The 20,566-nt window shown below is 45.3% G+C and carries 21 protein-coding genes; 8 read left to right on the forward strand and 13 right to left on the reverse strand.

The window, feature by feature from the left end; all coding sequences use genetic code 11:
* Positions 1-182 precede the first annotated feature (182 nt).
* From DD616_RS00670 to DD616_RS00685, 4 genes are all read right to left on the reverse strand, one after another.
* A complete protein-coding gene (locus tag DD616_RS00670) occupies positions 183-1,334 on the reverse strand; it encodes a conjugal transfer protein TraF (RefSeq protein WP_017046397.1) in 1,152 nt (383 codons plus the stop codon).
* Between the two features lie 95 nt (positions 1,335-1,429).
* Positions 1,430-1,753 carry a GIY-YIG nuclease family protein gene (locus DD616_RS00675; protein WP_094164912.1) on the reverse strand — a complete coding sequence of 108 codons (324 nt, stop codon included), beginning with the start codon at positions 1,751-1,753 and terminating at the stop codon, positions 1,430-1,432.
* Positions 1,754-2,401 (reverse strand): YceH family protein, encoded by a 648-nt coding sequence (locus DD616_RS00680; protein ID WP_208871548.1) that lies wholly within the window; start codon positions 2,399-2,401, stop codon positions 1,754-1,756.
* A gap of 57 nt (positions 2,402-2,458) precedes the next feature.
* Positions 2,459-2,662 (reverse strand): hypothetical protein, encoded by a 204-nt coding sequence (locus DD616_RS00685; protein WP_026028336.1) that lies wholly within the window; start codon positions 2,660-2,662, stop codon positions 2,459-2,461.
* A 190-nt stretch (positions 2,663-2,852) separates the two neighbouring features.
* On the opposite strand from DD616_RS00685, the gene DD616_RS00690 reads away from it, so the two are divergent.
* Entirely contained in the window at positions 2,853-3,170 is a 318-nt protein-coding gene (locus tag DD616_RS00690; protein ID WP_010319897.1) for a DUF496 family protein, read from the forward strand.
* Positions 3,171-3,479: 309 nt separating this feature from the next.
* Positions 3,480-3,740 (forward strand): YgjV family protein, encoded by a 261-nt coding sequence (locus tag DD616_RS00695; protein WP_208871549.1) that lies wholly within the window; start codon positions 3,480-3,482, stop codon positions 3,738-3,740.
* 139 nt (positions 3,741-3,879) lie between these two features.
* Here the strand turns inward: DD616_RS00695 and glpK are convergent, their stop codons facing one another.
* Both glpK and DD616_RS00705 read right to left on the reverse strand, forming a co-directional pair.
* Positions 3,880-5,400 (reverse strand): glycerol kinase GlpK, encoded by a 1,521-nt coding sequence (glpK, locus tag DD616_RS00700; protein ID WP_026029114.1) that lies wholly within the window; start codon positions 5,398-5,400, stop codon positions 3,880-3,882.
* 52 nt (positions 5,401-5,452) lie between these two features.
* Positions 5,453-6,307 (reverse strand): MIP/aquaporin family protein, encoded by an 855-nt coding sequence (locus tag DD616_RS00705; protein ID WP_010319894.1) that lies wholly within the window; start codon positions 6,305-6,307, stop codon positions 5,453-5,455.
* Between the two features lie 529 nt (positions 6,308-6,836).
* Here DD616_RS00705 and glpA point away from each other — a divergent pair.
* From glpA to glpC, 3 genes are read left to right on the forward strand one after another with little or no spacing between them, the layout of a single operon-like run.
* On the forward strand, positions 6,837-8,486 hold the full coding sequence (glpA, locus tag DD616_RS00710) for an anaerobic glycerol-3-phosphate dehydrogenase subunit A (RefSeq protein WP_013867918.1): 1,650 nt from the start codon (positions 6,837-6,839) through the stop codon (positions 8,484-8,486).
* Positions 8,483-9,796 carry a glycerol-3-phosphate dehydrogenase subunit GlpB gene (glpB, locus tag DD616_RS00715; protein WP_199871006.1) on the forward strand — a complete coding sequence of 438 codons (1,314 nt, stop codon included), beginning with the start codon at positions 8,483-8,485 and terminating at the stop codon, positions 9,794-9,796. The genes glpA and glpB overlap by 4 nt, the downstream gene beginning before the upstream one ends.
* Positions 9,793-11,019: an anaerobic glycerol-3-phosphate dehydrogenase subunit GlpC gene (glpC, locus tag DD616_RS00720; protein WP_013867920.1), complete on the forward strand. Its 1,227-nt coding sequence runs from the start codon at positions 9,793-9,795 to the stop codon at positions 11,017-11,019. The genes glpB and glpC overlap by 4 nt, the downstream gene beginning before the upstream one ends.
* An 89-nt stretch (positions 11,020-11,108) precedes the next feature.
* Here glpC and DD616_RS00725 read toward each other — a convergent pair whose 3' ends face one another.
* Complete coding sequence (locus DD616_RS00725; protein WP_047689650.1) at positions 11,109-12,200, reverse strand: ketoacyl-ACP synthase III; 1,092 nt, start codon at positions 12,198-12,200, stop codon at positions 11,109-11,111.
* Positions 12,201-12,389: 189 nt separating this feature from the next.
* Here DD616_RS00725 and trxC point away from each other — a divergent pair, with 189 nt between their 5' ends.
* Positions 12,390-12,824 carry a thioredoxin TrxC gene (trxC, locus tag DD616_RS00730; protein WP_094150157.1) on the forward strand — a complete coding sequence of 145 codons (435 nt, stop codon included), beginning with the start codon at positions 12,390-12,392 and terminating at the stop codon, positions 12,822-12,824.
* Positions 12,825-13,017: 193 nt separating this feature from the next.
* Positions 13,018-14,178, forward strand: coding sequence for an MFS transporter (locus DD616_RS00735; protein ID WP_237293058.1), 1,161 nt, complete (start codon positions 13,018-13,020; stop codon positions 14,176-14,178).
* A 16-nt stretch (positions 14,179-14,194) separates the two neighbouring features.
* On the opposite strand, the gene DD616_RS00740 is transcribed toward DD616_RS00735, so the two are convergent.
* A complete protein-coding gene (locus DD616_RS00740; protein WP_202599014.1) occupies positions 14,195-14,599 on the reverse strand; it encodes a nitrous oxide-stimulated promoter family protein in 405 nt (134 codons plus the stop codon).
* Between the two features lie 97 nt (positions 14,600-14,696).
* On the opposite strand from DD616_RS00740, the gene DD616_RS00745 reads away from it, so the two are divergent.
* On the forward strand, positions 14,697-14,897 hold the full coding sequence (locus DD616_RS00745) for a DUF2986 domain-containing protein (RefSeq protein ID WP_010319684.1): 201 nt from the start codon (positions 14,697-14,699) through the stop codon (positions 14,895-14,897).
* Here DD616_RS00745 and DD616_RS00750 read toward each other — a convergent pair.
* From DD616_RS00750 to nirB, 5 genes are all read right to left on the reverse strand, one after another.
* Positions 14,886-15,359 (reverse strand): LabA-like NYN domain-containing protein, encoded by a 474-nt coding sequence (locus DD616_RS00750; protein ID WP_010319683.1) that lies wholly within the window; start codon positions 15,357-15,359, stop codon positions 14,886-14,888. The genes DD616_RS00745 and DD616_RS00750 overlap by 12 nt on opposite strands.
* A gap of 63 nt (positions 15,360-15,422) precedes the next feature.
* On the reverse strand, positions 15,423-16,178 hold the full coding sequence (gene cobA / locus DD616_RS00755; protein WP_208871550.1) for a uroporphyrinogen-III C-methyltransferase: 756 nt from the start codon (positions 16,176-16,178) through the stop codon (positions 15,423-15,425).
* A gap of 68 nt (positions 16,179-16,246) precedes the next feature.
* Positions 16,247-17,059, reverse strand: coding sequence for a formate/nitrite transporter family protein (locus DD616_RS00760; RefSeq protein ID WP_029189754.1), 813 nt, complete (start codon positions 17,057-17,059; stop codon positions 16,247-16,249).
* 142 nt (positions 17,060-17,201) lie between these two features.
* Complete coding sequence (gene nirD, locus DD616_RS00765) at positions 17,202-17,537, reverse strand: nitrite reductase small subunit NirD (RefSeq protein WP_094150142.1); 336 nt, start codon at positions 17,535-17,537, stop codon at positions 17,202-17,204.
* Positions 17,538-17,539: 2 nt separating this feature from the next.
* Positions 17,540-20,128 (reverse strand): nitrite reductase large subunit NirB, encoded by a 2,589-nt coding sequence (gene nirB / locus DD616_RS00770; RefSeq protein WP_208871551.1) that lies wholly within the window; start codon positions 20,126-20,128, stop codon positions 17,540-17,542.
* Positions 20,129-20,566: the final 438 nt, after the last annotated feature.

Raw genomic sequence — 20,566 nt, forward strand, 5'->3', positions numbered from 1 at the left:
TGGCTGATTTCGCACTCATCATATTCTCGGACTACCCAATGAAGGATCAAACAAGTAGCCCGTATATCATCTTGATTATTAAGTATGTTCCTCATAAATGATAGTGCAAACCACTAAAAAAGCTGACTTGCACTCATAACCGCTCATTTACTAAACAAAAGCATCAGAATGCTTTCCTATACTTAAAAGGTGAAAGCTAAATTTCCAGAAATGCCAAATTGATTATCTCCAGCATAGTTTCCTGCAAGATCGAAACTAACAAGATCTCCGGGGCTGATGCCAATGCCAAACGTCACGGCGTTGTCCAAAGTATCTTCTAAATCGATTTCATAACCCGCACGAAGCTGTGCCCATCCCCAAGCATTACCTTCTAAGCCAAAGCGTAGGTATTGTGTATCATCTTTTTGGTCTTGGAAACGACTCTGCTTTGTTGCATCTAAATCGATTGCAGCAGTGAAAAACTCAGTGACATATCCACCCGAGATTGTGACTTGCGTATCCAAATCATATGAGCTTAAACCATCAATGGTTTTTAATTCTTGAGCAAAAAGATCCTTTACCGCAACACCCACTCGAAAATCGTTAATTAACCATACAGCCCCTAAATCAAGATTGAAGGCATTATCGTTCGTTTCGCTTTTGTCATAATCAGCAAGATCGAATTCTTTTACCGAAACATTTTGCTTATAGGTTCTTAATTGTTGAATTTTAGGCGTAATGCCAAATGAAAATTGTTGGCCACGAATGTTGTATATTTTGGCCAGTGCTAGGCCAAATTCTGAGTAACCAAATGCAATCAGATCAACGGTTGAATTTTTATAACGATTCTCAACGTCGGTGCCGCTACTGCCTGTATTTGCCGCAATATCAGAACGCGCAATCACCTCCGCGTGCCCACGCGCAAAAATATTAAGTGAAACTAGATCGAGAGGAATTGCTATCGCCATACCAATGCCCGCCGATGCAGCAAGAGGTTTGTCATCGGCAAGCTGGTCTAAATACTGATTAAGTTTATCAATATCACTTTGATTGGGTGTACCGGAATTTTCAAACGCTTTGATGCTATCTTGCAGGTCATCAATGGATTTTAGGCTTTTGTCTGGGTCTCTAGCCGCACCACCTACCGCAGGGAAAAGCACGCCAAACGTGTCATTATTCCGATACACGGCCACCAAAGCAGGATTATAGAATGGGGCTAGCAGATAATCGGCCGTTGTTACGCCAGTATTCCCCATTCCATTACCACGTGCGTCAGCTATCGTGTTCGCCGCTTGCGCAGAAGCACAAGCCAACAAGAGCAACGAGACCACTGACCATTTGTTGTAACTGTTCATATTGCAACCAACCTTGTTGTTATTATTCCCTAAACAAGGTTAATACAATTTTTTACATTGCACATGAAATTGGCGAATAATGCCGCTGACCAAACCTAATCGTCACCAAAATCATCCATGCCACTAACAGAGAAATGAAAATTCTCTTGCGCTGCCACCAACTGTTCTTTTTGCAATTTGGTCAGTTTTTTAATCGCTAGCTCAGTTTTTAAAGCGAGGCTTTTACCGCCTTCTACACGTTGAGACCAAACCAATAATAACGGTCCTTTACCTCGTAACGCTTTTGCACCTTTACCTGTTTGGTGTTGTACAAAGCGTCGTTCAACATCCGTTGTAATACCGCAATACAGTGCTTGATGGCGGGTTCGAACCAAATAAACCCACCAGTCCGGGCTATCTTTGTGGGGAACCTTATTCACTTACAGTAAGCTTTCCACCAAAGCGCGTAACTCGGCGACTTCATTTTTTAGTGCGTGAACCTCATGTTCAAGCTGATCAATACGAGCAGTCGCCCCACCTTCCGGAGCAAAGGTTTGCTCTAAATCTTCAACGTCAACCTCTCCAGAAAAGAGATGTTGATAACGCGACTCTCGCTTGCCCGGTTCACGCGGCAGCTTCACCACCAGCGGGCCTGATTCACGGTTGGCTAAACCGTCTAGAATAGTTTCGACTTCTTTTACATCGGTAAAACTGCATAATCGGTTAGTGCGAGTGCGCAACTCTCCCGGCGTTTGTGGCCCACGCAGCAGCATGCAGCACACCAAACCAAGCTCTTGATTTGACAGCTTTAAATCGCCAAATTCGGTGTTGCAGAAACGGTGCTGATATTTGCTCACTCGGCTATTAAAACCACTTTCATCACTCATCAGGCGACGAGCGATCAAGCCCTCAGCGGCATCTTGAACCTCAGCTTCGGTTAATGACAGCACTGGCTCACGGTTACTTTTTTGGTTACATGCGGTGGTCAAGCTGTTGAGCGTTAATGGGTAGTAATCAGGCGTGGTCACTTCTTTTTCAATTAAGCAGCCAATAATTCGTGCTTCTAGGGGAGAGAGCTCAATGTTCATTATAATTTCCTTTTTTCTAAGCGGAGTTTCCTAATCGAGGCCACAATCGATGTTGCATTAGTGTTCTAACAACAGTGAAATTCGGATGATTTTCCCATTGCTATCAATCATCACAATCTTTGCACGGTTTAACTCTAACTCGGTCATCTCCAGCTTCTCACGTTCGCTAATATAAGCTTCACGCAATTTAACACTGTGATGCAGTTCAGCGTTTGCAGGTACATCCTTTCTTTTAGGTACTAAAATTTCTGAAAGTTGCATCTCTAAATACCATAAGATAGCGATTTGAAAGGTACATGATATAGCGCCTATCCGTACCAATACAATCACTCATGACTAGAGTGATTATTTCTTAATCAAGAGTGAGTCAGGATTGATCTAAAGGCTGTTATGAATCAGCTCGATATGATTTAATCAATGGCATTGACATTCAAGTTGGGAAAAGGAACCTATGAGTATCGTATTTGAAATTGTTAACCAAGCTCGCCGTAAAAATAAACTGAAACGTGAACTGCTAGATAACGAGAAAAAAGTTCGTGATAACCGTAAAAGAGTTGAACTGCTTGAAAACTTACTCGATTACATGAAACCGGATATGACCCACGAAGAAGTCATGGCGATCATCAATAACATGAAAGCCGATTACGAAGATCGCGTCGATGATCACATCATCAAAAGCGCAGAAATTTCAAAAGAGCGCCGTGATATTAGCCGTCGTATCCGCGAACTGACCGATAAAGATAAACAAATGACTCAAGGCAAAAAGTAAAATTGATGCCGACTATCTTCGAAACCCGTCTAATAAGACGGGTTTTTTTATGGCCAAAACATTCACAAAACAAATCAATATTTCTATCAACAAAAAGTGCGATAAATTTTATGTGATAGACATTAAACGTTTGCGTAATCGCTAACCTTCACCGAACCTAGTTTTGAGTCTTTTATCACATATTAGCTATTGTTATATTTATACACAGTAAATCAATTATGACCATTCGAGGCACGGAGCTTCCTCACTTATCTCACGGCGAGAAGATTGGTACCGACATCGTTCGGCATATATTAAGAGGGTCAAATTATGGAAATGAATGTGGTTGAAATTTTGGGCTATGCAGCTTCGATCATGGTGGCAATCTCGCTGACAATGAAAGATATCGTTAAACTGCGTATTCTTAATTTTGTTGGTTGTGCACTGTTTACCGCCTACGGACTAATGATTGATTCATGGCCTGTAGTGCTCACCAACGGTTTTATCGCCTGCGTAAACATCTACTTTTTAGCAAAGATGCAACGAGAAAAAAAACGGCTGACGCCAAAAGCGCTGCATGATAAACCCTAAATAATGAAAATTGACGTGTAAAAAAATGCTCTGCCACGATGACAGAGCATTTTTTATCGATAAATCAGAGAGCAAAAGCATAAATAGCCAAGCAAAAAGCCTCTAGCAGGGGGATACATAGAGGCCATAAGGCTAAGTATTACTCTTCGTCATCGTGCATAGTTGCCCAAGCTTGAGCACATTTCACCGCACGTTTCCAACCTTTATAGCGACGATCGCGCTTCTCTTCATCTTGATGAGGAACGAATGTTTTATCGATCACGGCTTTATCAGCAAGCTCATCCAAGCTTCCCCAAAAGCCAACCGCAAGACCAGCTAAATAGGCTGCTCCTAGCGCGGTCACTTCCGTCACTTTAGGACGGTGTACTTCGGTATCAAGCACATCTGATTGGAATTGCATTAAGAAATTATTGGCTACCGCGCCACCGTCTACGCGTAATGCTGACAGTTTGATGCCAGAATCAGCTTGCATTGCATCAAGTACATCACGTGTTTGGTAAGCAACACTTTCCAAGGTCGCACGAATAATATGGTTCGAATTCACGCCACGCGTTAAACCAACAATCGTACCACGGGCATAAGCATCCCAATACGGTGCGCCTAAACCAGTAAACGCTGGCACAACATAAACGCCGTTGGCCGTATCAACTTTCGTAGCGAAATATTCTGAGTCATGCGCATCTGAAATCAGTTTCAATTCATCACGCAACCATTGAATCGATGCACCGCCCATAAAGACTGCACCTTCAAGCGCGTAGTGAGGTTCACCAGCAGGGCCACAAGCTAGAGTTGTTAGCAAGCCATTATGTGAGGTGACTTTCTCTTTACCTGTGTTCATCAATAAGAAACAGCCAGTGCCGTAAGTATTTTTTGCTTGGCCCGCCTCAACACACATCTGCCCATAAAGCGCAGCTTGCTGGTCACCCGCAATTCCAGCAATAGGAATACGTGTCCCGCCTTTACCACCAATGTTGGTTTGGCCGTAAACTTCGGAAGATTTCTTCACTTCAGGCATCATAGACAAAGGAATATCAAACTCTTTTAGGATTTTCTCATCCCAATGCAAGTTGTTGATATTGAAAAGCATAGTGCGAGAGGCATTGGTATAATCCGTAACGTGAACACGGCCTTGTGTCATGTTCCAAACGAGCCACGAGTCAATTGTACCAAACAGCAGTTTTCCAGCCTCGGCGTCTTCACGAGCCCCTTCGACATTATCCAAAATCCATTTGATTTTGGTGCCAGAGAAGTAAGGGTCAAGCACTAGGCCTGTATTCTCACGAATGTACTCTTCTAGCCCTGGGCGGGCTTTCAATTCTTCACAAATGGATGCGGTACGTCGACATTGCCATACAATCGCATTGTAGACTGGTTTACCCGTTTCTTTGTTCCACACCACCGTAGTTTCACGTTGGTTGGTAATACCAATCGCCGCAATTTCATCACTGCGAATACCAGCTTTGCCAAGTGCTTCTACTAGCGTCGAACTTTGCGTCGCATAAATTTCCAGTGGATCATGTTCAACCCAGCCAGCTTGAGGGTAGATCTGGGTAAATTCACGCTGAGAAACACTGACAATGTTAGCATCATGATCTAACACTACAGCACGTGAGCTTGTTGTTCCTTGGTCAAGGGCAACAATATATTTCTGCTCAGTCATGGTCTTTTCCTTATCTTTCACGTTAATCGTTTTATAAAGTGTTGTCGTTATTTTAGACGTGAGCTTGCTCACTTTCTTCTACGTCATCACACTGGTTTGGAATGGTGCAGCCTACGCCGACAGTGGGTAGGTACGCGCCAATAAATTTAGGGTAAGCCCATGCCCCAAAACAGGCACCAGCAATAGGAGCAATGATAGGTACGATGAAGTATGGGATATCTTTTGCACCTGTTAGTGCGTAGTCCCAGCCAGCTAAGTAGGCAAACAATTTAGGGCCAAAATCACGCGCAGGGTTCATCGCAAAGCCAGTCAATGGGCCAAGTGAACCGCCGATAACCGCAATCAGAATACCAATCAGCAATGGGTTCATTGCATTGCGATGTGCGCCGTTATTTTCATCACCTAGTGCCAAAATAGCGAACATTAATACTGCTGTGATTACAAATTCGACCGCCAATGCACCAACAAATGATAATGAAGCATTAGGGTAGGTAGAAAAAATACCCGCTGTGGCTAACGCTTCTTGACTGCTACGTACAAAATTGTGTGCGATTTCATAATCAGTAAAAAGGTTGCTGTACAAGCCGTAAACCAGAGCAGCAGAGCAGAATGCACCGAGCATTTGCGCCGCAATATAGGGAAGTACTTTTGCTTTGTTGAAGCCGTGGAAGGCGGCCAGTGCAATGGTCACCGCCGGATTAATGTGAGCTCCAGAAACACCCGCAGTGCAATAGATGGCAATTGCCACACCTAAGCCCCACATGATGCTGATTTCCCACTGACCAAATTGTGCGCCAGTAAGAACTAAGGCAGCAACACAGCCTACACCGAAAAAAATCAGCAATCCGGTGCCGATAAACTCCGCGATACACTCTCCGAGAAGAGTATGTTGTTTTGTTCGAGTCATAGTAAGTGTCCTTGTTTATTTTTTGTGTACACAATGTTTGTGTGTGGCAAATTTTGCACATTTTTCTTCCCACGAAAATTAAAAAACAGCATTTATGAGCGTTCGAACACAATTTTGTTACTTGCAATATCGTTTTTTGTTAATTAACTCATTATTTTGATCTTCTGCTCATTAACGCAGAGCTTAACAAATGATAGGAAACTAAGGGTGTCTCTATAAACAACGACATAATCAAGTGCAATAACGGATAGAGATATGATTTCATACTGCTAAGAGAGGCATGATGATGAAGTCATCGGATCAGCTCGTAAGCGCATTTGTTCTCTAAAATCCACTCCAGTTGTTAAATTAACACAACCTAAATTGTTAAACCGTTCATCATTTTGATATGAAATAACATACAAAGATAAAATTACCGCCAAAATGAAACACAATTTCGCTCATTCGCGCTTTTGTGAGCAACATATCGAACATTTTCTATTGAAAATGCCACACTAAATATAAGTTTTTCATCGAATAAGGTTTCACCATGACCACAACCACACGATTTGAAACCGATGTTGTTATCATTGGTGGCGGAGCAACCGGTACTGGGATCATGCGCGACTGCGCACTGCGCGGCATTGCGTGTATTTTGCTAGAAAAGGATGATATTGCTTCTGGTACCACCGGGCGAAATCACGGTTTATTACACTCAGGGGCACGTTACGCAGTTACCGATCCTGAATCGGCCAAAGAGTGCATCCAAGAGAATCAAATTTTAAAAAATATCGCCAGACATTGTGTAGAGAAAACCGACGGCCTGTTCATTACTCTGCCTGAAGACGATCTTGCTTTTCAGAGCACGTTTATCGACGCGTGCGCTCAAGCTGGGATTACAACCGAGCCGCTTTCTGCCAAAGAAGCACTGCGTTTAGAACCTCACGTTAATCCAAACCTTGTTGGCGCGATCAAAGTACCCGATGGCACACTCGATCCTTTTCGTTTATGCGCTTCCAATGTGCTAGACGCCAAAGAGCATGGTGCGCGGATCATGAACAAAACCATTGTGACGTCGCTGATCCGCCAAGGTGACACAGTATTAGGCGTGCGCTGTTTACAGCTCAACACTCATCAACAATATGAGATTTTCGCCAAAGAAGTGATTAACGCAGCTGGAATATGGGGACAAAACATCTGTGAATACGCCGATCTCAACATCAAAATGTTCCCCGCGAAAGGCTCATTGTTGATCCTTGATTATCGTATCAACAACCTTGTGATCAACCGCTGTCGCAAGCCTTCTGATGCCGATATTCTTGTCCCTGGTGATACCATTTCACTGATCGGTACTACCTCTGAACACATTGACTACGACCAAATTGACAACCTGCACGTGACTGAAAAAGAGGTTGATATACTCCTGGCCGAAGGCGCAAAACTGGCCCCCATCATGGCGAATACTCGTGTATTACGCGCTTATGCGGGTGTGCGTCCATTGGTCTCTATTAATGATGATGGCAGCGGCCGAAACATCAGTCGCGGCATCGTATTACTTGACCACGAACAACGCGATGGATTGAAAGGCCTCACCACGATTACAGGCGGTAAATTAATGACTTACCGCCTAATGGCAGAATGGGCGACCGATTTAGTCGCTAAAAAACTGGGCAACAATACCCCTTGCGAAACTCATACTCGCGCCCTACCCGGCTCCAACGAAACCCCAAAACAGGTGAAAAAAACCGCCAGCATTGCCAAGCCCGTCTATGAATCGGCTATTTATCGCCATGGTGAGCGCGCACAAAATTTCTTATCTGATGATGCAAAGAGCCAAGCGGTTATTTGTGAATGTGAAATGGTGACCGCGGGCGAAATTGAATACGCAATTAAACAACTCGATGTAAATAACTTGGTCGATTTACGTCGCCGCACTCGTTTAGGTATGGGGCCGTGCCAAGGAGAGCTTTGCAGCTATCGCGCCGCCAGCTTATTTCAAGAATATGGTCACGTTTCGGGAAACCAATCGAGCCAACTGTTGGTTGAGTTTTTAGAAGAGCGCTGGAAAGGCATTAAACCGATTTTCTGGGGAGATGCACTGCGCGAGGCTGAATTCAGTTACTGGATTTACGAAGGCTTGTTCGGAGCCAATGACATTCCAACGCAACACAAGCAAAATGAAAGTGAGGAGACGTTATGATGAAATACGACGTCACAATTATCGGTGGTGGAATTGCAGGTTACAGTGCAGGTCTTCGCTGCTTACAAGCGGGCCTAAAAACAGCACTGATCAGTCAAGGCCAAAGTGCTCTGCATTTTTCATCCGGTTCCATCGATGTTCTGGGTAAACTGCCTAGCGGCGAAGCGGTTGAATCCCCTTTGCTCGCCATGGAAGCATTACGTCAACAAGCCCCGAATCACCCTTACAGTAAAATTGGCACTGACACTATTTCGCAAGGGTTAATGTGGTTTCAAAAAACGCTGCAGCAGCGCGGCATGCCGCTGACACACCAAGCGGACAACAGTAACCACTATCGCATTACTCCGATGGGGACATTGAAAGCCACTTGGTTATCACAACCTTATGTTTATCAACATAAAGCGAATGCTGATTTCAAGCGTATTGTGCTACTCGCCATCGATGGTTACCGAGATTTTCAACCACACATGCTGCAAGATAACTTACGCGCTCTACCTGCATTTTCGGCTATCCCAAGTGAGATCATCAATATCACGATTCCGGGTTTCGAAGCACTTCGCCATAACCCCAACGAACTGCGCTCCATCGATATTGCTCGTTTGCTCAAACAACCACATGCATGGCGCAGTTTTTGTGATCAACTGATCCGTCATGCCACTGTGCAAGATCTAGTGATCCTACCTGCCATCATGGGCAATGGTGATGGGTTAACCTTACTGAACAAACTTAAATTGGAAACCAACTTGCAGTTGCATGAAGTCCCGACCATGCCGCCATCATTAATGGGCATCCGCATTGAAGAGACACTCAGCCGAGCTTTTTTAACTATGGGTGGTACCCATTTAAAAGGCGATAAAGTCATCAGTGGTGAATTTGATGGTAACCGTTTGACCGCCATTCATACTCAAAATCTCAATGATATGCCGATTCAAGCTGACCATTTCGTGATGGCTACAGGGAGCTATTTCAGCCAAGGTTTACAGGCTTCTCATCACGGTATTAGCGAACCCGTGTTCCAATTAGAGACGGAGAGCTGTCATGATCGCGCTCTATGGCGAAACCATGCCTTTTTCTCAGCAAACTCTCACCCTTTCATGACCTTTGGTGTGCTGACCAACACGTCACTGAACCCAACTCATCAAGGTAATATCATTACCAATTTATACTGCTGTGGTTCGATGCTCGCGGGTTATGATCCTGTCTTTGAAGGCAGCGGTGGAGGCGTTGCTATTGCCAGCGCTTACCACGCGACCTCTCAAATTATGGCTCAAACTCAATCTCGACCCGTCATTCAGGAGGTATTAGCATGAGCACCTCTTTTGTTGAAGCCGCACCCAAAAATACCTCTTTTGATCAATGCATCAAATGCACTGTTTGTACCGTTTATTGCCCGGTTGCTAAAGCAAACCCACTCTATCCGGGGCCAAAACAGTGCGGACCGGATGGCGAACGCTTGAGGATTAAAAGCGCAGAGTATTATGACGACCTACTCAAGCTCTGCACCAACTGCAAACGGTGTGAAACCGCCTGTCCTTCCGGAGTGAAAATTGGCGATATCATTGCTGTGGCACGTGGCAAACATGGTAAAAAAACGCTGAGTCCAAAGCTGGTGCGTGATTACGTGCTGAGCCATACCGATCTTTTTGGCACGATCGCCACACCATTTGCACCGATAGTGAACGCTGCTACGGCTATGCCGATGGTAAAAAAACTGATGCACAAGACCATTGGTGTGCACGATCATAAATCACTTCCCAAATACTCACACGGCACGTTTCGTCGTTGGTTTAAGCAGAACTGCACACGCCAACCCCTGTATAACCGGCAAGTGACCTATTTCCACGGCTGCTACGTTAACTATAACCACCCGCAGTTGGGTAAAGATTTTGTCTCTGTGATGAATGCGATGAATATCGGCGTACGGTTACTGGATAACGAGAAATGCTGTGGTGTACCGCTGATTGCCAATGGTTTTCACGATAAAGCACGTAAAAATGCGCTATTGAATGTGAAAAATATCGAAGCCGCGGTAGTTGATCGTCAAACGACGCTCCTCTCCACTTCATCAACGTGTTCGTTTACCTTGCAACAAGAATATCCTCATGTTTTAGGGGTTGATAATAGTAAGGTGGTCAAACAAATCGAGTACGTCACGCGCTTTCTACTCAAAGAGTTCATGAGCGGTAATGCGCCTAAAATGAAACCCGTTAACTTGAAAGTGGTTTACCACACCCCTTGCCACCTTGAACGCAGCGGTAATGTCATTTTTACCATTGAATTATTAAAAATGATCCCAGGATTGGAGTTAGTGGTCTTAGACAGCGAATGCTGCGGCTTAGCGGGAACCTACGGTTTTAAAGAAGAGAACTATGACGTTTCAATGAAAATTGGCGCACACCTGTTTGATGCAATCAAAACATCGCAAGCTGACTATGCGATTACCGATTGTGAAACCTGTAAATGGCAAATTGAAGAAAATACCGCGTTAGAAACCATTCATCCAATTAGCCTGCTCGCCATGGCGATTGCCTAGTTTACACACCTAGCATTGAGAGTAAAACAGGCCACATTGTGGCCTGTTCTCATACTGCTTGTACTGTGTGAACATTCGTTTTCTAAACGTTATTTAGATAGCGGGCGCTGCTGGCAGTGCTCAATTGCATTGGCCAATAATTCTAACGCACTGGACTGACACTCTGGTAACTGCGCTTGGCTACGGCTAATCGCGGTAACACGCTCGCCCCATTTGATGTGCCCAGCCCCCCAAGTTAAGCCCGCCCCGAAAGCGGCCACCAGCAGGTTATCATTCGGTTTGATTTTCCCTTGTTCAACCGCTTCACACAATGCAATAGGTACGGTCGCGGCAGACGTATTACCATAGTGTTGAATGTTAACGAATGCTTTATCTTGGCTAATACCTGATAAGTCACACAAGGTTTGAATGATACGAATATTCGCTTGATGCGGGATCACCACATCAACTTGCTCGGTTGAAAGACCGGAACGCGCCAGCACAGTTTGCGCCGCTGCGCCCATGCCTCGAACCGCACGTTTAAAAATCTCTTTCCCAACAAAATCAAAATCCCAATACCCATTGTCAGCGGCAAAACGATCCATCGATGAGCCAAATCTAGGCACCGCCAAAATATCACGCCCTTCTGCATCACAGCCGATTTGTGCATCTTGCAAACCCACTACTTTATCGGTTTTACTCAAGACAACAGCGCCAGCACCGTCACCAAACAACACGGCGGTATCACGTTTGGTCCAATCAATGTAAAAAGAGAGACGCTCAGCACCCACCACTAACGCATGGCGGTAATGGCTTGCTTGCATTAAACGCGTCGCTGTTTCTAATCCATAAACAAAACCGGTACAGGCTGCATTTAAGTCAAAAGCGGCTGCATTTTTAATCCCAAGATTCTGCTGCACTTTCGAGGCAATATTTGGGATAAGAGAATCTGGCGAACAGGTTGCGATGATGATGAGATCAATCTCAGTTGCATCAATCCCAGCACAAGCAATGGCGTGTTGGGCGGCCACCGTAGCTAAATCCGAGGTATTCACATGGCTAATGCGGCGCTGTTCAATCCCGGTGCGAGTTTTAATCCACTCATCGGAAGTTTCAATAAAGGTGCTAAGATCATGGTTTGAGAGCGTTGCAGGTGGTAGGCATTTACCCCAACCTGTAATTTCGGCATAGAATTTTGTCATTGTTAACCTGTTTTTGTTGTATTTTCTAATGCAATCCAAAGACCTAAAATTAAAAACTCATCGTATGAAAGAGAAATGAGACTCAAAAGGTCCTTTTGATGTCAGTCAGTATACGCGCTTTTGCTCCGACGTTAAGTCTAGTGCGTTAAATGCGACTGGAGCAAAACACAAAAATAAAGAGAGGAAACCATGTCAACATTCAATACTCGTTGCCCTTCGTGTCACGCAATGAACCGAGTTCCGATAGAACGAGTGACAGAAAGCCCAAATTGCGGTAAATGCCAAGCTCCCCTATTTGATGGAGCGCCCATTGAAGGAACGGAAGCCAATTTCGAAGCACTACTTAATAGTCGCCAACCCGTTGTCGTCGATTTCTGGGCACCTTGGTGTAATCCGTGTGTGGGTTTTGCTCCGGTATTCAGTGATGCTGCGACGGAACGAAAAGGAAACATTCGCTTTATAAAAATTGATACTGAAAGTGAACAAAGCCTCGCCACAAAATTTCAAATTCGCAGCATTCCAACCATTATGGTGTTTAAAAATGGTCAACGAGTCGATATGATCAATGGCGCTTTACCAAAAAGTCAATTTAATCAATGGTTAAACCAAGCCATATTGAAATAATCCATCATTATAACCAATAATAAAGTTGGCATTTTTTATCGATTTATGCCAACTTTACTGCTCATTTCTCTTGCTTTATTTTCGATTAATAAAATTAATCGTTAAGAACATAATTTTTCGTTTTACCTTTCTCAATATCAGCTCCATATTCGCCGCAAAATATCCCATCAATTCTGGTTTTGAGGCAAAGTCAATGGACAACATTACTGTGAACGCGTCTTCACCTCGCATTTCCGTTCCGGTCATTGCGCTATCGCTTTATGCGATTGCCTCAGGCTATTTAATGAGCCTGATCCCATTGATGTTGCCGCACTACGGGCTTGAGAGCTCATTGGCAAGCTGGCTTGCCAGTGCCTTTTACGCTGGCTTATTGATCGGCGCATTAGTCGTTGAACCTGTTGTCAACCGCGTTGGCCACCGAAACGCTTTTGTATGGTGCTTAGCGCTACTCATGTTAACCATTTTTGCCTTACCTGCTCTGCGCTATGCCAGTGCTTGGTTAGTGGCACGTTTTGTTGCTGGTATTGCGGTGGCTGGTGTCTTTGTAGTCGTCGAGTCTTGGCTATTGCATGGTGATGAAAAAGGCCGAGCAAAACGCCTTGGTATTTATATGGCGGCGCTTTACGGCGGCACGGCATTGGGCCAATTAGGGATTGGTTATTTAGGCGTATCAGGCGGCGTGCCTTTCATTGCCATCATTACCTTGCTATTAATCGCCAGTATGGTGCTGATTTATGGCGAATCTGACCAACCGTCAACTCAGCATGCCGTCAGCCTATCACTGAAACAGGCACTCAAACTAAACCATGCCGCCTTGCTCGGTTGCGGAGTTTCAGGGCTCACTTTGGGGGCTATCTACGGTCTAATGCCTGTTGAATTAGAACAACGTGGTATCAGCCATACCGATATTGGCAGCTTAATGGCGCTTGTAGTTTTGGGTGGCATGGCGGTGCAACCTATGGTGCCTTGGCTATCAAAGTTTTTGGGCCGAACACTATTAATGGCGCTGTTTTGCTTGATTGGCTCTGCGGCGATTACCATAACCTTGTTCGATTCAACGATGATGATATTAGCTGCCAGCTTGTTTTTTTTAGGCATGGCGACGTTTGCCCTTTACCCAATCGCCATCAACTTAGGTTGTGATAAGCTCGATGCCAATTACATTGTCTCAGCGACACAAGTTATGCTGTTTAGCTACAGTATCGGCTCTGTGGTTGGCCCCGTGATCGCTGATTGGTTTATGCAAAGATCGCAAGGCTTAATGGGCTATCTCTTCATTGCTTTACTGGCGACTTGTATTTATATGTTGGCTTCAAGCCTCAAAACCAAACGCCAGTGGGTGGCGGGGAAATAAGTCGCAGCAAAGCGGATCATATTTTATCGCAAGGCGCACGGTTCAATCGTTGATGGCGATTTGATGCATGCGCCTTTGGTTTTTCTGGTAGTGCACGTTTTTCATGCAGTAGATGGCGGATCGCCAATATAGGGTGAGAGAGCAACATTCTTGGCCCTGCGTAACGCATCACCAATCTCATTTGTTCTTTCGGCTCAGGCTTATAGCAATGAATTGGGCAACGGTTACAGGTGGGTTTATGTTGGCCATAAGGACAGCGATCTAAACGTACTTGCGCATATTCCAACAAGGTTTTGCAACACGTACAGAGTCCAGATTGACAGCGATGATGGCGCTGACAATAAATGTTCACCATCGCCTCTACGGTGCGAAACTCACTGAGCAGCTCTCCCGTTAAAAGATCGCTATGCATTTTTTCCATTGCCAATAACTCCCATTGAGATCGCAGATAAAAACAAGTATCCTGCGCCACCTTGTTCCTCATGTACCCAAGACTTTGTGTCAAAGAGCAGACGACTATGAACCGCAAAAAGAAAATTAACCAAACACTGCAAAAGCATCTTAAAAAGAAGCATGCCAAGCTGCACGGCAGCAATAAGCCTCGTTATATTTCAAAAGCTGAACGTGAAAAATTAGACGCAGAGCAAGCCGCTTCAACCAGCACGGTAGATACCCAACATAGTGAGATTGTGCCTGCTGAAGGTGAGCTACAACAGTAAGTCTTGCTCGATTGGAACAAACTGGCTGGCGACATCAATAAGGCTTTGAGCCGTCAGCCTTGGTACTCCGTACACTTCTACTTTTTTGTTAAAACGCTGTTTAATCCGTTCGACCAATAGCTCGAAATCACCATCTCCTGATACCAGAACAATCACATCCGCTTGCTCTGCCAGCTCAATCGCATCGAGAGTAATACCGACATCCCAATCCCCTTTTGCACTACCATCACGACGCTGAATGAAGGGCTTAAGCTGAACTTCAAAACCAATACCGCGCAAAATATGGTGGAACTGGCGCTGCTTAGGATCTTGGCTAGCAATCGCATAGGCATTGGCTTTAATCACCTCACGCCCTTGAGTGGCTACATACCAAAATTGGTTGTAATCAAAATGCTGGCGGTACTTCTCTTTACAGGTGTAATAGACGTTTTGAACGTCGACAAGAATGGCAACTTTTTCCATGAGCTCTCTTCTCAAATAGAAACAAAAACAGCGGCTTGTTCGCCGCTGCTTTGCAAATTGCGCTTAGTATACGCCAAACCACTTCAATTTGTCGTGCAAGCGAGTCACACTGCCGACCACAATCAAGGCTGGGCTTTGTGCTTGTTGCGCTAAAAGGGGTAAATCGTCGAGCGAGCCCGTCAATACTCTCTGTTTATCTGTAGTGCCGCGTTCGATAATCGCGCAAGGCGTTTCTGCGCTCAGGCCAGCATCCAACAAGTTTCGTGTGATATTCGGGCACTGCTTTAACCCCATATAAAAAACCAAGGTTTGATTATCTTGCGCTAAACATCGCCAATTGATCGCTTTACCTTCTTTTTGTAAGTGACCCGTAATGAACTGCACACTTTGCGCGTAATCACGGTGCGTCAGCGGAATCCCCGCGTAAGCCGTGCAGCCTGCCGCCGCCGTGATCCCCGGAACCACTTCATAAGCGATATGATGTTCAGCTAGCGTTTCGAGCTCTTCACCACCTCGGCCAAAAATAAAGGAATCACCGCCTTTCAAACGGACAACTTTTTTACCTTCTTTGGCTTTATCGACCAGAATTTGGTTGATCTGATCTTGCGGCACACAATGAAAATCCAACTGTTTGCCAACGTAGATCATCTCCGCGCTGCTTGGCGCCAGATCTAAAATCGCTTGCGAAACTAAACGATCATACACCACCACTTGCGCTTGGCTGATCACGCGTAGCCCCTTAACCGTCAGTAGATCGGGATCGCCCGGCCCTGCGCCCACTAAAGAGACAAAACCGCGACTCGTTACACTGCTTACCATGATTACTCTCTACCTTATCGACAAAAGGATATCGTCATTAAGCGAGGTTAAACCTCACTTAACAATGGTTAGCCAAGGTTGCGTTGTGGCAAGGTTTTACCGTGAGTCATGTAAAGGCTTAACCCGGTAAATAACAAGCCGCCCACTAAGTTACCCAATGTGGCCGGAATTTGGTTCCATACTAACCAATCGACGATGGTGAATTTAGCGCCCAACATCATGCCAAGTGGGAACAGATACATGTTCACTACAGCGTGTTCAAAAACCAAACCGAAGAAAATAAAAATAGGTAGCCACATCGCGACCACTTTGCCGCTCACTGTAGTTGATGTCATGGCGCCGACAACACCTAGGCACACCATCCAGTTACACAAGATGCCTTTCACAAACACGGTGATCCAGCCATTAATACCGTGTTCGGCAAAGCCAAGTGTGCGAGCAGTAGATGCTTTGATAAACGCTTGCCCAACAGCGCTCGGCTCGATACTGAAATTCATGGTGAAGGTTAGCGCCACTAAAAAGGCGACGGCAACGGCACCGATTAAGTTACCTAGCCCAACCAAGCCCCAATTCCGTAGAACGCCCGCTTTGGTTACTCCGGCGCGTTTTTCAAACAAAGCTAAAGGCGCTAAAGCAAAAACACCCGTTAATAAATCAAAGCCCATTAGGTTCAAAATACAAAACCCCACAGGGAAGACCAGAGCGCCAACAATAGGCACTCCGGTTTGCACAGCCGCAGTAATGGCCACAGCGACGGCGATAGCAAGAATCGCCCCCGCCATAATGCCGCGAATCAGGGTATCGCGCGTTGACATGAAGATTTTGCTTTCGCCAGCGTCAATCATTGTTTGCACAAAATCGGCAGGTTTTACATAAGACATAATGGTCCTTATTGTCACCAAAGTTAAAATTAAAAAGGGAAATTGAATAGATAAAGGCTCCCAGCCATCGATGCTTCACCAAGAGAACTCGATGAACAAGAAACCTTTTTGCTATTGAATCTCATTGTCTCAAAAGCGGCTGTTAAGCCGCGACTTCGACCACACCGTCAGTGACTCGCACGACATAAGCTTTCACGCTAAAGCGTTCATCTTCCATACATTGGCCTGTTATGAGATTGAAACGCTGCTTTTTAAGCGGGCTTGCTACCCAGAACTGCTCTTGATGTTGGCAAATAAAACCGCGTGACAACACATTGGCTCGAGCAAAGGGATCCATATTGCTTATCGCCATCACTTCTTGCGCCTCAGTCGGACGGAAGAGAGCCACTTGCTCACCATTCACCAGTGCACACACACCCGTTCCGGGAACAATGTCATTAATGTCACAGATGGCTTGAAATACTGTGTTATTGGCCATAGTTATTTCTCCAAGGCAGGGGTAGAGATTGCCGAATCAGCAAGCGCAATGTGGAATATATCGCCTTTCGCTTCTGGGTGTTTTTCGCTATAAGTCGCAGGACGGTGCTGCTCACGAGCGCTGACGAACACGACGTTCTCATCTCGTAAATCAGAATTAATGAAGTGAGTAAAACGAGTTAATTGCTCAGGATGATTAAGCGTTTCTGTCCATTCACAGCGATAATCAACAATAAGCTTCGCCACATCCGCTTCGAGTTGATCGTTAATGCCCAACTTATCGTCCACAATCACTTCACGCAGGTAATCAACGCCACCTTCTAGGTTGTCTAGCCACACTGAGGTGCGTTGTAATTTATCGGCTGTGCGAATGTAGAACATCATGAAACGGTCGATGTATTTCAGTAGTGTTGCTTCATCTAAATCAGAGGCCAGCAGATCCGCATGTCGAGGCTTCATACCACCATTACCGCAGACATACATATTCCAACCCGCATCGGTCGCAATCAAGCCTAAATCTTTCCCTTGCGCTTCGGCACATTCGCGGGTGCAACCTGAGACACCAAACTTCATCTTGTGTGGTGTACGGATACCTTTGTAGCGGTTTTCAATCAACACACCCAAACCGACGCTGTCTTGCACACCAAAACGACACCACGTACTACCGACACACGTTTTTGCCATGCGCAGAGCTTTGGCATAGGCTTGGCCTGTCTCGTATCCAGCATCAATCAGTTTGCGCCAAATCTCAGGTAAATCGTCTTTTTGAGCACCAAACAGACCAATGCGCTGCGCGCCCGTCACTTTGGTGTAAAGTTTGTATTCTTGAGCGACATTCGCTAGCACCGCAAGCGCTTGTGGTGTGACTTCGCCACCCGCCATGCGTGGGATCACCGAATAAGTACCGTCTTTTTGCATGTTACCCAAGAAGTTATCATTGGTGTCTTGCAAACTGACCAGCGATGGCGAGAGCACATGATCCCCCCAACACGAGGCCAGAATCGAACCAATTGTTGGCTTACAGACTTCGCACCCATAGCCGCGACCATGTTTTGCCAACATCTCATCAAAACGTTTGATACCGTTAATGCGGATCAAATGGAACAGCTCTTGGCGTGAATACGCAAAGTGCTCACAAATATCGTTTTTGACTTCCACACCCGATTTAGCCAGTTCCGCATTCAGAACCGACGTCACTAAAGGCACGCAACCACCACAACCTGTTCCTGCCCCTGTCACCGCTTTAATCGCGCCGAGCGTATGATGACCATCGGCCACGGCTTGGGCAATTTTCGCTTTAGTCACATCAAAACAAGAGCAGATCACCGCATTATCAGGTAGTGCATCCGCGCCTAATGCCGGTTTTTCAGCGCCAGCATGCGCGGGTAGAATCAAGGTATCTGGGTGTTTGGGCAGCTCAATATCATTGAGTTTGAGTTGCAATAAATCGCCGTAATCTGACGTGTCGCCGACTAAAACTGCACCAAGCAGTTTTTTACCATCTTCAGAAACGATAATGCGCTTATAAACTTCATCTTCTTCATTTTGATAGACGTAGCTTTTACAACCCGGAGTTCGCCCATTGGCATCGCCAATCGATCCCACCTTCACACCCAGCAGTTTGAGCTTGGCGCTCATGTCTGCACCACTAAATTGGCTCTCATTGCCCACAAGATGATCAACCGCAACCGTTGCCATTTTGTAACCAGGAGCGACCAGACCGAAGAAAGTTTGATTCCAAGAAGCACATTCGCCAATCGCGTAAATATCAGGATCGGATGTTTGGCAGTGATCGTTAATGGCAACCCCACCACGCGGCGCGATGTCTAGGCCCATATCACGAGCTAATTTGTCCTGAGGACGTATCCCTGCGGAAAATACGATGAAATCAACTTCCAAATCCGAACCGTCGGCAAACTTCATGGTATTACGAGCGGTCTCGCCTTGAGCAACGATCTCTAGCGTATTTTTGCTAGTGTGAACTTGCACCCCCATCCGCTCAATTTTATTACGCAGTTGTAAACCACCTTGCAAGTCAAGTTGCTCAGCCATTAATACCGGAGCAAACTCAATCACATGGGTTTGTACGCCCAACGCTTTCAGCGCGCCAGCCGCTTCAAGGCCAAGTAAACCACCGCCTATCACTACACCACTTTTGCTCTTTTTCGCGCACGTTTCGATGGCCTTTAGATCTTCAATGGTGCGATAGACAAAGCAGTCTTTACTTTCATTGCCTTTGATCGGCGGTACAAAAGGATAAGAGCCCGTCGCCAAGACTAATTTGTCATAGCTCACTTCACGGCCAGTATTTGAATAGACCACGCGCTTTTCGCGATTAATGTTAACCGCCCGCTCGCCCATCAAGACATTAATCGCATGCTTTTGATAGAAACCCGGCTTAACAAGCGAAAGCTCTTCAGCGGTATGGTGCGAAAAGTAGGAAGAAAGATGGACGCGATCGTAGGCAACACGCGGTTCCTCACAAAAAACCGTGACATCAACAGCTGATGCCTCCATTTTTTCGACCAAATCTTCGATATAGCGATGGCCAACCATGCCATTACCGATGACAACCAGCTTTATCCTGCTCATATGGGTTCCTAATTATGGTAACGTTTCATTGAGCGAGATTTTTAATTATGAAAGAAAATGAATTACTGATGTAAATCAATTACAAACTCAAACTACCCTAAAGAGGTAGCCATAAAGAGGAATATCAGAGAGAAATAAACACCTTACCGTGAATACTAAGGGCCGACAGGTATAGGAAAATAATTAATATAGTATGATCGCTTCTAATCAAACCTGGTCATTTACAACAAAATTTGTCAGTTTTCCTCTGTCAAAGCACTTGGCAGAAGTTATATACGCAACGTAAACACGCTGCCCTATTATGCTTTAGAGTGGAAGATCATCACGGCGCTGTTCCTCCTCTTTTAGGAGGAGGGAATTAATTTCGTGAGTATTAGGTATTCTATTTATGATGATTGGTGCGGTTTGCTAACCATAAAACCAATAGATAAAGGAAAA

The sequence above is a fragment of the Vibrio anguillarum genome, assembly GCF_003390515.1.
In the GTDB taxonomy this organism is placed as follows: Bacteria; Pseudomonadota; Gammaproteobacteria; order Enterobacterales; family Vibrionaceae; genus Vibrio; species Vibrio anguillarum.